This is a genomic window from Vampirovibrionales bacterium (genome assembly GCA_016712355.1).
In the GTDB taxonomy this organism is placed as follows: Bacteria; Cyanobacteriota; Vampirovibrionia; order Vampirovibrionales; family Vampirovibrionaceae; genus JADJRF01.
On sequence record JADJRF010000005.1, the window covers coordinates 1,868,436 to 1,881,323 of the forward strand.

Consider the following 12,888-nt stretch of genomic DNA (forward strand, 5'->3'; position numbering starts at 1 on the left):
AATCTGGTCTGAGGTCTGCTTATATGAACAACGGCATCGATCGCGCGCTCCTGCTGGAGCCCCTCGTCCGTGGGGCGCTTCTGGAAGATTTGGCGCAAGGCGATATCACCACGGATAACCTGCCCGCGCTGGCCGCTCAGCAGGCGCAGGCCACAGCGCGCGCCCGTCAGCCGTTGACTGTGTCCGGCTTGCAGACCGCTGCGCTGGCCTTTACCCTGACCGATGCGCGCCTGTGCGTCGAGCCCTTGTGCGCCGACGGCGATACGTTGGCAGCCGGGGCGGCGCTCCTGAGGGTGTCAGGTCCCGCCTGCGGGATTCTGCGCGCCGAGCGCACCGCGCTGAATTTTCTGCAACACCTGTGCGGCGTGGCCACGCGCACCCGACAGTTTGCCGATGCGCTCGCTGGCACGGGCGCCCGTATTGCCGATACGCGAAAAACCACCCCCGGCCTGCGTCTGCTGGAAAAACAAGCCGTCATCGACGGCGGCGGCGCCCCGCATCGGTACCATCTGGGAATGGCCGCCATGCTGAAAGATAATCACATTGCCGCTTGCGGCGGCATTGCCTCTGCCGTGGCCGCCTTGCGCGCGCGATTATCGCATCTGGCGAAGATCGAGGTCGAGGCCGACACGCTGGCCCAGGCCCGCGAGGCGCTCGAAGCGGGCGCCGACGCGATTCTACTGGATAACATGTCGCTGGAGGCCTTGCGCGAGGCGGTCGCGATGATTGGCGATCGCGCCATTGTCGAGGCCAGCGGCGGCATCACGCTGGAGAACGCGCGCGCGGTGGCGCAAACCGGCGTGCGCCTTATCTCCACCAGCGCGCTCACATTGGGCGCGCCGGCGGTCGATATCGGCCTGGACTGGGGCTAGTTCTCGCCCTCAATCCGAACATTCGCCGGGGGAGCCAGGGGCTCGTCTAAACACACGCGAAACGCAGGCGTTTGTTTGTTGTCGCCTTCAGCGTCTTCGCTGATGAGAATAACCCCACTTCTCGGGCGTTGATCAAAATTCTCAGGGGATTTCCACTGGCTGGCGTCCGTGGGGATAAGGCCGGCAAAGGCGCCTTTATCAGGCGCGCCCGTCGGCTGAAAACTGATTTCTGAAACCGATGGCCATTGGGTATTGGGAGCATAGTGACGGACGGTCTCCAGACGAACCGCCAGCGTTTGTCCCGGATCCTGCTTGCCGTTGCGGCCAACGCCTGAGAGATTGCCTTCATACGTGGCGATATCTCCCGACGGTTTGTTGTCGGGACCGGCAAGAACCGTCGTGCCAACCCATGGGGCCTTCAATTCCACCCCCCGTTTTTTGAGCAAATAATTGACCCCTGCGGCGTCAACGCCCATGCGCTCAGCCAGCAGCTCTAATAAAGCTCGATTTTCCGGAGTGGGGGCGACTTCCAGTTTGACGTTTTTGCTGGTCAGAGCAGGCCGACCATTCTCTTCAGTCTTGCGAATAGCGGCCTTGATGACGCTCACATCCCCGCAGACGGCGCCGGACGGGTCGGCGGCGACGCTGGGAATGGGGGCAGTTAAAGCCAGCGCCAACGCGGCAGCCTTCGCGGTTTGGTGAGCGCGGCTCTGTTGCGCGCCAAAATGAACAGGGGATATCGTCATGAGGGTAAAATCTCCACAGTCGGGTTGGGGATCCCCAGCGCAACCGCAGGCGGCGCGTACTGAGACGGCAAGCGCCCCGCGAGCTGGGGGAGTCGTGTCATAAAGATTATGTCTCAAACCGCCAAGGCAAATCAAGCAGAGCTTCTTCAATTGTAGTAGATAATCGCCTGCGCAGACAAAACGCCGCCTTCAAGCGAAGCGCGGCGTTTCAATCGAGATAGACGGGTTAGTAGTATTTATAAACGCATACCGGAACACCGGGGTTAGGGGAATTCTCCGTTTCTTCCGTGCCGGGGATATGGATGGATTTGTCTCCATCCACATTGAACACGATTCTAACGTCTTGCTGATCCATCCCGGTGGTTGGCGCTAAGACCGTATCTGGAAGGCCAGGGAATTTCACGAATGCTTTCCGTAAAACAGGAATTTCCCGTGTGGCGCCATAGTCTACATAATCATAAACTAAGGAAACTTCTGTACCTGGGACTCCATAGACTGGAGTGCCGAGCTTGCCGTCATTTCTTTTGGGAGAAAAGCTGAATTTCCCGTAATGATGAGCTTCTTTCCAGAGAGGGGCGTTTTCGGTTGGCCGTTGATCAGTCCCGGTATACTCCCCACTATATTGTCCGGCTTTAAAGGCATCTGTAATGTCTTTTCCCGTGACGTTAAGGCCATCGATTCTATTAATGGCCTCAGCAATCTTGTTCACCACTTCATCCCCTTCGGGGGTATTGGGCTTTATTAAGGGGAGAACTCCCTTGTAGGCATATTTGCTTCCGGCGGGTTGTTCAAACAAGGTGGTGGGGCCGAGTTTAAACGTAGCGCACGTGACATTGGGATCTACAGACTGCGCCGCGGAAGGCCCTGCCGCTGCCGACAACGCGCCCGCAAGGGCCGCCGCCTGCATCCTGCGATTCTTTTGGGAAGCCTGTCTCGCGCCAAAATGAGGGGGAATACTGACATCCATGATTGTTATCTCCACATCGCTACATCAAATAAGAGGGCCGGGCCATCGCACGGCAATGCCGCGCGTCACGCAAATCCGGCGGATACACGCCGGATAGGAAACGTGTATCTTCGTGTCCGCCTCAGTATGTGACGCTTATCGTAGACAAGTCAAGTGCGACGCGCGTCGCCTGTAGAATTGTTACGCTTAGCCCATCAGCAGCCCATGGCGGGCCAGCTTGGCGGTCAGAATCAGCGGGTTGCCGTCGCGAAAATAAACCGAATGGCGCGGAATCGCATAGGGCGAATCCGTCGAGGTCCAGCGGCGCTTCTCGGTGGTGAAGGCCATGCGGTAAGGGGTTTTCGCCATAAAGTCCAGCACCTCGGGCGACACGTCTCCCCACGGATACGCAAACACCGGCGCAAAGGACTCGCCCAGTTCGGCGCTCAGGCGCGCGTAAGACTGGTTCAGCTCTTCGTCAAGCGCGTCTTCCTGTAACGATGGCAAGGAGCGGTGCAGCAAGCCATGACTGCCAAAGGTAATGACCTGAGATTCGCCCAGCGAGCGCATTTGTTCAAACGTCATCAGGCGATCGCGCTGCGAATCGGGCACATGGCCCTGATCCCAATCGTTGGAACCGCCGGGCTTTCCGGCCAGGACAAAGAGCAGCGCCGGGCAGTTGAGGGCTTGGAGAACCGGCAAGGCGTGACGCGCGAGATTCTCGTAGCCGTCGTCAAAGGTAATCATGGCGCTTTTGGGGCCGAGGGCTTCGGGAGACGCGGCCTGCAGCGCCTCGCCGATGGAAACGAAGCGGAATCCCAGCATGCGCAGCGTGCGGATGAACCACGCCAGCCCTTGCGGCGTAATGGTGATATGGCGTCGCTCGGGCCGTGCCGCGACGGGTTCGACGTAATGGAAGTTAAACAGCAGCATGGGAAATCGCCTTCAGAGCGTCGGCAGATCCGGCAGAAGGCTGCCAGATGGCGTTCAATTGCGCCAGTCGGGTTTTCCACCACGGGGCCAGGGCCAGACGAAGGACCGTCTGAGCGCAAAGTCTCGCGGCGCTTAGCGCATTGATGCCAGTCATCATCGTGATCAACGCCAGTCGGCCTTTTTTGTCCGCTCTCAAGAGAGAGCGATCCACGCGGGGGTAAAAGCGACGAGCGTAGTCCATGTAACCGTACATGAGGAATCGATACAAGAGATTTTTTGCCTGAACGCGCCGCAGCCGCTCCAGACGCTCCTCGCTCAGCGCGCCTTGCAGCGCGGAGACGATCGAGAACTCCGCGTCGATGGCGGCGTCATAATCGGCCAGCACGCGGCGACACCGGCCCGACATCGCCTGACGATACAGCGTCAGCCGCTGTTGCGTGGGAAACGCGGGGAAATCGCGGCAGGCGCGGATAAAAAACGAGCGATCCTCGTGATAGCAATCTTTCGAGAAGCCGCCCCCGGCCTCATATACCTGCCGATGAATCAAGGCCGTACTGGGCAGCATGACGCTCTCGTTGTTGAGAATCGTCTCCAGCGCATCGCCGCTGGCCGTGAATGAGGGAGACAGGTTAATCAGGCGATCGGCGTCGTCAACGCCGTAATAGCGACTATAGACAATGCAAAGCGGCTGGCCGTGCTGTTCGACAGTCTGCATCTCGACGGCGAGCTTTTCGGGCAGCCAGCGATCGTCGGCGTCGATAAACGCGATGTACTCGCCCCGCGCCTGCGAAAACCCGTTATTTCGCGCAAAGGCGACGCCCTGATTGTCTTGCCGAATCACGCGCAGGCGCGGATCGGCGATCGCGGCCAGACGCTGGGCGGTCGCGTCCGTCGAGCCGTCATCGACGACAATCAGTTCCAGATGCGCGTATGTCTGCGTCAGCACCGAGCGGACGACCTGGGTGATAGTCGCCTCGCCCTGATACACAGGTAAAATCACCGACACCAGCGGCGGCGCGGCGTCAGGGGCGGCGGACGGGTTCACAGCGCAAGACATTATGCAGCCCTCTCGCAAGGCATCGCGGTACGCCTCATGGACAGACCGATCGATCGCGACGCAGAATAGAGTCGTACAAGGCTTCCACGCGGTCAACCATGACCGACAGGGAGAATCCCTCGGCGCGCTGTTGCAAACGCGCCCGGAGCGCCTCGATCTCGGCGCCAGACAAGGCGAGAATCTGACAAACAGCGTCAAACAGGGCCGCCTCGTCGTCGGGCGCGACCAGAAGCGCGCTCAAATCCGGGGCGTCGCCGATGATTTCGGGCAGGCCGCCGACTGCGTAGACGACCGGCGGCGATCCGGCAGCCATCGCTTCCAGCGCGCCCAATCCAAAGCCTTCCATCAGCGGCGTGAAGACCGTGGCCGCTGAGCGCGCCAACAAAGCGGGCACGTCATCGCAAAATCCAAGCAGGCGGAAGCGATCGGCAAACGGGCTCGCCTGAACCGCCCGCGCGACCTCCTCTGACAACGGCCCTTCGCCCGCCAGCGGAAAAAACAGCGGCTGCTCAGCAAAAGCCGCGCACAAGCGCTCGGCCAGCCGAACATAGGCCAGCGGATTCTTATTCGCGTCGAGGCGATTCAAAAAGCTGATGCAGCGCGCATTGGCCGGAATCTGCCAGCGAGATTCAAACGCCGCCACGCGCGCCGCCAGATTCGGCGGATAAAACGCCTCCAGCGTCACGCCATTGGGCAGAATCATGCCGCGATCGGCGCTCGACAGATAGCCTTCACGCGCGAGGCGATCGCGTTCGGCGCGGCTGACGACGCAAAACGCGTCCAGCCGATCCACGCTAAAGCGAAATCCTGCGCGGATTGCCCGCTTAAACGCGCGCGTTACCGCATGAGGCGTTTGCTCCAGGCTATAGAGCTTTTCGTAGCCATGAAACGTATACGCCGTGGGCAGCCCCAAGGCCTTAAACAGCAGATTCTCAATCTGGCCGATATGCACATGCGCCGCCTGCGGCTTCTCGCGGCGAATGAGGCGCGCAAGCTGCGTCATACTCGCCAGATCCAGCGCGCGATAGTTGGGCTTGGCAAAGAGCGCCGCCGTTTGGATGCCGCATACGCGTACGCCCTGCGATTGTAGACGCCTCAAAAACGGTCCGTCCGCCGTACAGGCGACCAGAGGCTCATAGCGTCCGCGCGCCTTCAGGGCAAGCGTCAGTTGCTCGATGTGGCGTTCAATGCCGCCCTGCGCGCCAAAATCTGGGTAGTAATGCAAGATGCGAACGGGCGAGGACACCGGGCGAGATTCCTTAAGAAGCCGACGCTTTCCATTGTACCGGCCACCCCTTTCTGCCGCACCACCCGCCCTCATGAGATTTCATCCCCGGCGCGACCCCAGCGCCCGCGCGACGAACGAGGCCGTTTAGCCTTCCAGATAAACTGTCGAGGCGCGCGCATCCGGGAAACCCGCGTCCCAGTCCGCCAGCAGACGCTCAAAGACCGGCTGCGGTTCGACGCACATGGCGGCAACGTCTGCGCGCGAGAAGAATCCCAGCTCGTTGAGATTCTCCTCGCGCGTCATTGCCAGCGCGCCGCCGCAGAGGTCGGCCAGAAAGAACGCGTCCAGCGCGGGCCGCTGCGGATGGCGAAAATCCCGCAGATACAGCAGGCGCCGCACCGAGATGATCAGCCCCGTTTCTTCGCGCAGCTCGCGGATGACGCAAGCCGCCAGACTTTCTCCCGGCTCCAGCGTGCCGCCCGGCAACACCCAGAACGGGCGATCGTTCTGGCGCGCCAATAACAGCCGGTCGTCCTGAATCAGCGCCGCTGCGGCCCGGACCTTGATTCTGGCTTCGCCCACTAGCGCGCCTGACCTTCACCCGTGGCGGCGTCGGCCTGCGGCTGAATCCAGATGGATTCCAGATTATGCTCAATCCCGCCCAGCGGCGTGGGCCGGACGTTCTGGAGCCGATCGCGCACGGCGATAAAGCGATACGGCGACACCAGATAAATAAACGGGACCTGATCGGCGACGATTTGCTGATAGCGGTTGTAAATGGATTTTCGCTCTGCGGGATCGATGGTCTGCGCGCCTTTTTCAAACAGGTCGTCGATTTCTTTTTCCCACGGGAAGCGGTCGGCGAGGTCAATTTTGCCGGTTTTCGGGTTCTTGATGCGCTGATTAAACATGTGCAGGGCCCCGTCGCTGCGCCAGACGTTGACGCCATCGTGCGGCTCCAGCGGACTGCCGCCGCCCAGCCCCAGAATCACCGCATCCCACTGGCCGGAATCCAGTCGGGTGGTCAGCACGTTGAAATCAATCGGTTTTAACTGCGCCTGAATGCCTAATTCCGCCAGATCGCCCACGATGCTGTTGCCCATGGCCTCGCGCAGCTCGTTGCCGACGTTGGTGATCAGCTCAAAGACGACCGGATGATTCTGCGCGTCTTGCAGCTTGCCCGACGCATCCCAGTGGAATCCGGCGGATTGCAGCAATTGCCGGGCCTTTTGGAGATCCTGCGGGTGGCCTTGCGCGAGCGTTTCGTTGAGAAAAGGCGAGGCGAGCGATTCGGCCGTAAATGACGGCTGCGCCAATCCCTTAAAGATATTACTGGCGATATCGCTGCGATTAATCGCCCAGTCAACGGCCTGGCGAAACCCCTGTTGCGCAAACCAGCGCGCGCGAACGGGATCGTTCGCCGGGCGGCCGGTCGTGGGATCGGGCCGCGCGCTGAGGTTGAACATCAGAAACTGCTTGCCTTCGCTGGGGCCCAGATTGTACATCGTAAAGCCGGGGCGTTTTAAGCGGCGCACATGGGCGACATACTGCGGATCCACCCCGTAGACGTCCATCTTGCCCTGCTCAAAGCTCAGGACGAGGTTGTTGCTGTCTGAGACAAAACTGGTGACATAGCGCTCAAGATAAGGCAGCGGCGCACCATTGGCGTCACGCATAGCGAAATACGGATTCCGCTTGAACGTCACGCGCTGCATACTGGGCTCGTAGCGCTCCAGCACCCACATGCCCGACGAAATAAAGCGTTCCGGATGCTGGGCGGCCTCGTCGTTGCCCCATGCGGCGTTAAAGGCCTTTTCGCCGCCCTTGCGCACAATCGGGCCAAAGTAATGCTCGGGCGCGATTTCATAGCCGAGTCGGCGGATAAACGGCGCAAAGGGTTTCGCGGTCTTAAACTCAATCGTCAGCGGATCAATCGCCCGGACTTCGGGGAATTTGCCTTCGAGCATCACCAGATCGCGCAAGCTCGCGTTGCCCAGACCCGGGCGGATGATCTCGTTCCAGGTAAAAACCACGTCGCTCGATGTGAGCGGCTTGCCGTCCGACCAGCGCAGCCCTTTGCGCAGGGTGACGCGATACGTGAGGCGATCGGGCAGGGTCTCGACCGACTTGGCCAGCCACGGAATCACGCCGCCGCTGCCGGGATCGATGGTAATAAGCCCCGACGTGATCTTGGCGCCCATGCTCGAGGACGTGCCGTCTTTGCTGACCCACGGATTAAACGTCTTGGGGCCGTTGCCGATCGACGCGTCCAGAAACGTCCCGCCCGGCTGGCCCACGGGATCGCGTGAAATCAGATATTCGACGCCTGCGATTTCGCGAATGGCGTACAGGCCGAAGGCCTCCTGCTTGAGGGGAATCTCAACGATGGGACGATCGATTGACACGCTGACGCGCGGCGACGCGTCGGGGGCGGTCTCTTGTTGAGGCGGCTTGCAAGCGGCCAGCGTCAGGGGCAGGGCGAGCGTCAGGGCCAGCAGTCCCGCCATGAAGGGGGGGGCGGGGGGCGCACATGCTTTCATCAGGACCGTCCTCTCTCTTGGATATTTTTCTGGGGGCTTGTTCTGGCGAGATTGTCTGCTCTGTGGATCGTCTTTCAGGGCCGTTATTATAATCCTGAGACGTCGCCAATGACAATCCATTCGCGCCCGCCGCGTTTATTGATCCGGCATGGCCCTGACGCTCACTCTGACGCAGCGCCCCTCGCCGAACGCAACAACGGTTGTAACCTGATGCCGATTTCCCCGCTGATGGGCGCCGCTTGCTCCGCGCCCCGATTTGGACATAACGATCTGGCGCCGACGCCTGTCCGGCATCGTCCGGCGGCAGAGCGCCTCAATTCCGCGACGCCCGCTCGCCGCTTGTGGCGACGCCTGTGGGATGCCGCCATCCGCTGGACGCGTCAGACGCTGGGCCTTTCGTCAGAAACCCGGGGCCAGATTCAGGCGAAAATGCGTCATCTGCATCAAGAGCTGACGCTGACGCGTCATGCCCTCAGCGAAACCAATATGCTGCTGGATTCCATGCGCGACGACTGCTTCGAGCGCCGCATGGCCGCCGATTCGATACAGGCGCTTCGCCTTAAGCGTTTGAAGCAGGCGCTTTCGCAGGCTCCGGCCTCGGACGATGGTCTTCCGCCCGCCAACGGCAAAAAAGCGCCCGGCGCCGAAGCGTCGCTGCGCATACTGACGCCTTCTACGCTCAATGCCGCGCCGCAAGCGACGTTTGAAAGCCCGGCCTTTGGCTTTAAACTGCTGGCGGCCGGGCAAACAGGCGATTTGACGATTCAGGGCCGTCCGACCGCGTATCAATCCACTCTCCAGCCGGAGTCTTCTCCGCAATGCGCGCTGGAGCGTCTGTCCTTCTGGACGAAAACCGACGCCGACGTCGCCGACACGCCGGGCCCTGACGCGCCGTTTACCGAACGCGACTTCTCCAACCTGATTCGCCATGAGAATATCCTCGGCTCGCTGAGCGATCAAGAGCTGGTGGACGTCATTCAGACGTTGCGCCCGATATGGGAGACCCGCACGGCAGGCGGCGCATCTGCCACATTATCGCGAGACCCGCAACTGGCGGAATTTAACGCCGATCGCAGCGCCGCGCGCCTGCTGCTGAAAGGCGCCCTCTCGCTGGCGGAGAGCCGCCGTCTGGGAATGCCCTTTGAAGCCGGGCTCCTGGCCGATGCCGGCTTTAACGGCGACGACGACGCGCAAAACGCCCGCCAGACGCTTGCCAAAGAAGGCTTCGCTCTCTGCGCGCCGGGATTCCATGCGTTGGGCATGCCTGCTGCACAGACCTTCTGGCGCGATCGACTCGCGCGTCAGGCCGTCACGCCGACGCAGGAAGAAGAATTGCAATTGAGGCTTCTCAAATCGCTGGCGGCCTTTTACGCCCAGGGCCGCCATGTCGCGCCGCCCGCAGAGGCTGGCGCTGAAGAAACGGCCATCCGCCAGACCCCGATCCGCCTCTATACGCCTCAACGCGAACAGGATCCCGTCTCGGCTCTTGAAGAAACCGCCGCCGGTCGCAGCGTTATCTGGCTGGCGCGTCCGCTGATGCGTGCGGAATGCTTCGACGAAGCCGCCTCCAACGTGATAATGCGCCTCTCACAACGGGCTTCGCAACAAAAAGGCCGCCCACGGGCCAATGGCGTTTATCAGGCGCATCTGGAAGACGCTCTGCAGGGCCTGCGAAGCTGGGTGTCACAGATGCAGGGCGCGTTGGCCGGGCATTCCGCGCATTGGGCGCAACATCAGCGCTTGTCTGACTATCGGCTGCTATGGCGCCGTCTGGCCGACGATTGAAGATCCCCACTCGCGCGACCGATACGGATCGCAAGAAGGCGACCGTCCTGTCGCAACGTCTGAGGCGAACGTCTCAAGGACGAAATCTGGTCTAAAATAGAAGCGTCGGGCGGCCCTCTGGAGTTTTGAGCCCCTTTGCGCCCTGAGACCCCGCGTGAACCAGAAGGCTCCTGAATGCCGCCGTTCAAAAATCATTACGCCACCCTCGACTTGCCCGCCTTCTCGGGCGAAGAAGCCGTGAAATCTGCCTATCGACGTCTGGCGCGCAAGTTTCACCCGGATCTGAATAACGGCGATAAAAGCGCCGAGGAACGATTCAAGGCCATCAACGAGGCCTACGAAACGCTCAGCTCGCCCGATAAGCGCATCAAGTACGACGCCGCGCTGGAACTCACGCTGAAACGTCGCGCCCCTGAAACGCCGCCGCCTCCCAAAGCCGCCGAGAAAAAACAGCCGCCCCCCCCGCCGCCGCCTCAGGCGGCAAAAAAGCCGCCGCCGTCTTCCTCTTCTTCTGCGTCCTCCTCTTCGGGATCATCTAAAGAAAAGGCCGACACGCACACGGTCGGCATTAACGAACTCTTCGAGAACTTCCTGAAGAAGGCCGCCGCTCCGCCGCCGCAAGCCAAAGCCCCCAGGTCCTCGCGCCCCGCCGCAGAGCCCCGGCGCGGCGAGGATATTTCTGTCGAGACGCCGATTTTTCCGCACGAGGCCGAAAGCGGCGTGATCAAACCGGTGCATGCCCAACACGTCGAAACCTGCCGCCGATGCAGCGGCACCGGCAAGCTCAACGGCGTGAGCTGCCCGGCCTGCGGCGGCGAAAAATCCGTTTCGCGCACGCAAAAGCTCGAGGTTCGCATCCCGCCGGGGGTAAAAACCGGCTCCAAGGTCCGCGTCGCCGGTGAAGGCGGCAAGGGCCGCGACGGCGGCGAAAACGGCGATCTTTATCTAATCATCAAAGTCACAGCCGACCCCGGACTGCGCGTCGAGGGCGCGGATGTCTACTACACGCTGTCTCTCAGCATTCCCCAGGCGGTGCTGGGCGCAGAAATCGATGTTCCGACGCTGGACGGGCTGGTAAAGCTTTCTATTCCGCCGCGCACGCCGCACGGCAAAACGCTGCGCATGAAGGGCCGAGGCGCGCCTAACAGCGGCGGGCGCGGCGATCAGCTCGTCACCATTGCGATTGCCATGCCCGAGAAACTCTCGCCCAAGGCGCTCGCCTTATATCAGGCGCTGGCCGACCTGCGCGACGGCTAAGCCCTGCTTCTGAGCTTAAATATAGCCGTAGGCGTCTTCCGTCGACGCGGCGTCGTCCTGAGTCGCCTTGCTTTCGGCGGCGTTCCAGCTCACGCCCAGAGCCAGCAGCGTCAGGGCAATCACGCCAATCCCCGCCAGATTAAGCCCGCTCAGCGACACGGCGGCGATTTTAAAGCCCAGCCGCTGCCGGGGCCGAAACAGACTCCAGACGCCCAGCCCCAGGCCGAGTAACGTCAAGCTGAACGCAGAGGGCAGGCACACGATGGCAAAAAACAGCGCCCACCCGGATTCTTTCACCATCAGCAGCATGACCACGAGCATAAACGTGAGCAGCCCGGTATTGGCCGCAAGGCATCCAATTCCCAGGCTGAGCATCCCCAAGCGCGAATGCCGGGGCGCGTCGGCCACCACGCCCAGCGACGGCGCGCGCGAAGCGGCGGTATATCCGGGATCTGAAATCGACGGGGGGATCGATTGAGGGGCTGCCATGATGCTCCGCCTGTCTCCGTAAGGGCGCTCTCTGCTAGCCTGTCGACAGGAGGCCCTCAAACTTGAGCGGCGTCCATCATCCCCCGTAGCGGCGTTCCCGGCGGGCGTAGGCCAGCAGCGCGCGATTCAATTCCACCGGCGAGAAATCGGGCCACAGCGCCTCACTCGCGTAGAATTCGGCATAAGCGGCCTGCCAGAGCAAAAAATTACTCAGCCGGGATTCTCCCGCCGTGCGGATGACGAGATCCGGGTCCGGCGCCCCGGCCGTGGTAAGCGCCGCGCTCAGGTCGTCTTCGCCGATGACTTGCGGCGACAGCTCGCCTTGCGCCGCGCGTTGGGCCAGCGCGCGAGCGGCGGCGACGATTTCCGCGCGTCCGCCGTAGTTGACGGCCACTTGCAGCAACAGCCCATTGTTCTGCCCGGTTTTGGCCTCACTGGCGCGCATCGCATCGCCCAGATCGGGCGAAAAGGCCGCCAGATCGCCGATAAAGCGTAATCTCACGTTCTGCGTCGCCAGACGATCGACTTCTGCCGCAATGGTCTTCAAAAAGAGGCCCATCAAGCCGGAGACTTCCTGCGGGTCGCGGCGCCAGTTTTCGGTGGAAAACGCATAGGCCGTCAGCGCCTGCAATCCGACGGCGCCCGCATGCTCAACGATGCGCTTAAAAGCCAGAACGCCTTCGCCATGCCCGGCCAGCGTCGGCAAATGGCGGCGCTTGGCCCATCGTCGATTCCCATCCATAATGACGGCGACGTGGCGAATATTCAGGGCGGCTGTCAGCCGGGTCATCGCCTCAACAGAGAGCGCCTCAGGGTCCTTCCAGAAGGCGTCTTCCAGAGGCGGCGACAAATTCAGGGGCGATTGGGCGGGCATGCGACAGGGGGCTCCATCCGGGTTTAAAATCCGGTCAACTATCATCGCGTTAAAAACAGGGGACAGGCGGCTATTATAGCCAAAATGCGCGCGTAAGGCCGCCGCTTTGACACGCACGATTGCCTATGTATGATAGTAAGCTCGACCTGACCTGTGGAGAC

The 12,888-nt window shown here is 61.5% G+C and carries 12 protein-coding genes; 3 read left to right on the top strand and 9 right to left on the bottom strand.

The genetic code is table 11. From position 1 onward, the window contains the following. The first annotated feature begins 23 nt into the window (after nt 1-23). Nucleotides 24-872, top strand: coding sequence for a carboxylating nicotinate-nucleotide diphosphorylase (gene nadC, locus IPK79_10025; GenBank protein MBK8190771.1), 849 nt, complete (start codon nt 24-26; stop codon nt 870-872). Here nadC and IPK79_10030 read toward each other — a convergent pair. From IPK79_10030 to IPK79_10060, 7 genes are all read right to left on the bottom strand, one after another. Next, nucleotides 869-1,618, bottom strand: coding sequence for a hypothetical protein (locus tag IPK79_10030; protein ID MBK8190772.1), 750 nt, complete (start codon nt 1,616-1,618; stop codon nt 869-871). The genes nadC and IPK79_10030 overlap by 4 nt on opposite strands. A 226-nt stretch (nt 1,619-1,844) precedes the next feature. Continuing rightward, entirely contained in the window at nt 1,845-2,585 is a 741-nt protein-coding gene (locus IPK79_10035; GenBank protein ID MBK8190773.1) for a hypothetical protein, read from the bottom strand. Between the two features lie 186 nt (nt 2,586-2,771). Further along, nucleotides 2,772-3,497, bottom strand: coding sequence for a polysaccharide deacetylase family protein (locus IPK79_10040; GenBank protein ID MBK8190774.1), 726 nt, complete (start codon nt 3,495-3,497; stop codon nt 2,772-2,774). Beyond that, nucleotides 3,484-4,554, bottom strand: a complete 1,071-nt coding sequence (locus IPK79_10045; GenBank protein MBK8190775.1) for a glycosyltransferase family 2 protein — start codon at nt 4,552-4,554, stop codon at nt 3,484-3,486. The genes IPK79_10040 and IPK79_10045 overlap by 14 nt, the downstream gene beginning before the upstream one ends. Before the next feature lie 34 nt (nt 4,555-4,588). Next, nucleotides 4,589-5,800, bottom strand: coding sequence for a glycosyltransferase (locus IPK79_10050; GenBank protein ID MBK8190776.1), 1,212 nt, complete (start codon nt 5,798-5,800; stop codon nt 4,589-4,591). Nucleotides 5,801-5,926: 126 nt separating this feature from the next. Continuing rightward, on the bottom strand, nt 5,927-6,364 hold the full coding sequence (locus IPK79_10055) for an NUDIX hydrolase (GenBank protein MBK8190777.1): 438 nt from the start codon (nt 6,362-6,364) through the stop codon (nt 5,927-5,929). After that, nucleotides 6,364-8,322, bottom strand: coding sequence for an ABC transporter substrate-binding protein (locus tag IPK79_10060; protein ID MBK8190778.1), 1,959 nt, complete (start codon nt 8,320-8,322; stop codon nt 6,364-6,366). The genes IPK79_10055 and IPK79_10060 overlap by 1 nt, the downstream gene beginning before the upstream one ends. 210 nt (nt 8,323-8,532) lie before the next feature. Between IPK79_10060 and IPK79_10065 the strand changes: the two genes are divergently transcribed. Both IPK79_10065 and IPK79_10070 read left to right on the top strand, forming a co-directional pair. Then, a complete protein-coding gene (locus IPK79_10065) occupies nt 8,533-10,107 on the top strand; it encodes a hypothetical protein (GenBank protein ID MBK8190779.1) in 1,575 nt (524 codons plus the stop codon). Nucleotides 10,108-10,281: 174 nt separating this feature from the next. Next, nucleotides 10,282-11,364, top strand: a complete 1,083-nt coding sequence (locus IPK79_10070) for a J domain-containing protein (protein ID MBK8190780.1) — start codon at nt 10,282-10,284, stop codon at nt 11,362-11,364. Between the two features lie 15 nt (nt 11,365-11,379). Here IPK79_10070 and IPK79_10075 read toward each other — a convergent pair whose 3' ends face one another. Together IPK79_10075 and uppS are read right to left on the bottom strand one after the other, a co-directional pair. Continuing rightward, nucleotides 11,380-11,853, bottom strand: a complete 474-nt coding sequence (locus IPK79_10075) for a hypothetical protein (protein MBK8190781.1) — start codon at nt 11,851-11,853, stop codon at nt 11,380-11,382. A 76-nt stretch (nt 11,854-11,929) separates the two neighbouring features. Further along, nucleotides 11,930-12,643, bottom strand: a complete 714-nt coding sequence (gene uppS, locus IPK79_10080) for a di-trans,poly-cis-decaprenylcistransferase (GenBank protein ID MBK8190782.1) — start codon at nt 12,641-12,643, stop codon at nt 11,930-11,932. Nucleotides 12,644-12,888: the final 245 nt, after the last annotated feature.

Coding starts and splice junctions, on each gene's coding strand:
- IPK79_10065 (MBK8190779.1), top strand. CDS start 8,533: ATGCCGATTTCCCCGCTGATGGGCGCCGCTTGCTCCGCGCCCCGATTT.
- IPK79_10030 (MBK8190772.1), bottom strand. CDS start 1,618: ATGACGATATCCCCTGTTCATTTTGGCGCGCAACAGAGCCGCGCTCAC.
- IPK79_10045 (MBK8190775.1), bottom strand. CDS start 4,554: ATGTCTTGCGCTGTGAACCCGTCCGCCGCCCCTGACGCCGCGCCGCCG.
- IPK79_10060 (MBK8190778.1), bottom strand. CDS start 8,322: ATGAAAGCATGTGCGCCCCCCGCCCCCCCCTTCATGGCGGGACTGCTG.
- IPK79_10075 (MBK8190781.1), bottom strand. CDS start 11,853: ATGGCAGCCCCTCAATCGATCCCCCCGTCGATTTCAGATCCCGGATAT.
- IPK79_10035 (MBK8190773.1), bottom strand. CDS start 2,585: ATGGATGTCAGTATTCCCCCTCATTTTGGCGCGAGACAGGCTTCCCAA.
- uppS (MBK8190782.1), bottom strand. CDS start 12,643: ATGACCCGGCTGACAGCCGCCCTGAATATTCGCCACGTCGCCGTCATT.
- nadC (MBK8190771.1), top strand. CDS start 24: ATGAACAACGGCATCGATCGCGCGCTCCTGCTGGAGCCCCTCGTCCGT.
- IPK79_10040 (MBK8190774.1), bottom strand. CDS start 3,497: ATGCTGCTGTTTAACTTCCATTACGTCGAACCCGTCGCGGCACGGCCC.
- IPK79_10070 (MBK8190780.1), top strand. CDS start 10,282: ATGCCGCCGTTCAAAAATCATTACGCCACCCTCGACTTGCCCGCCTTC.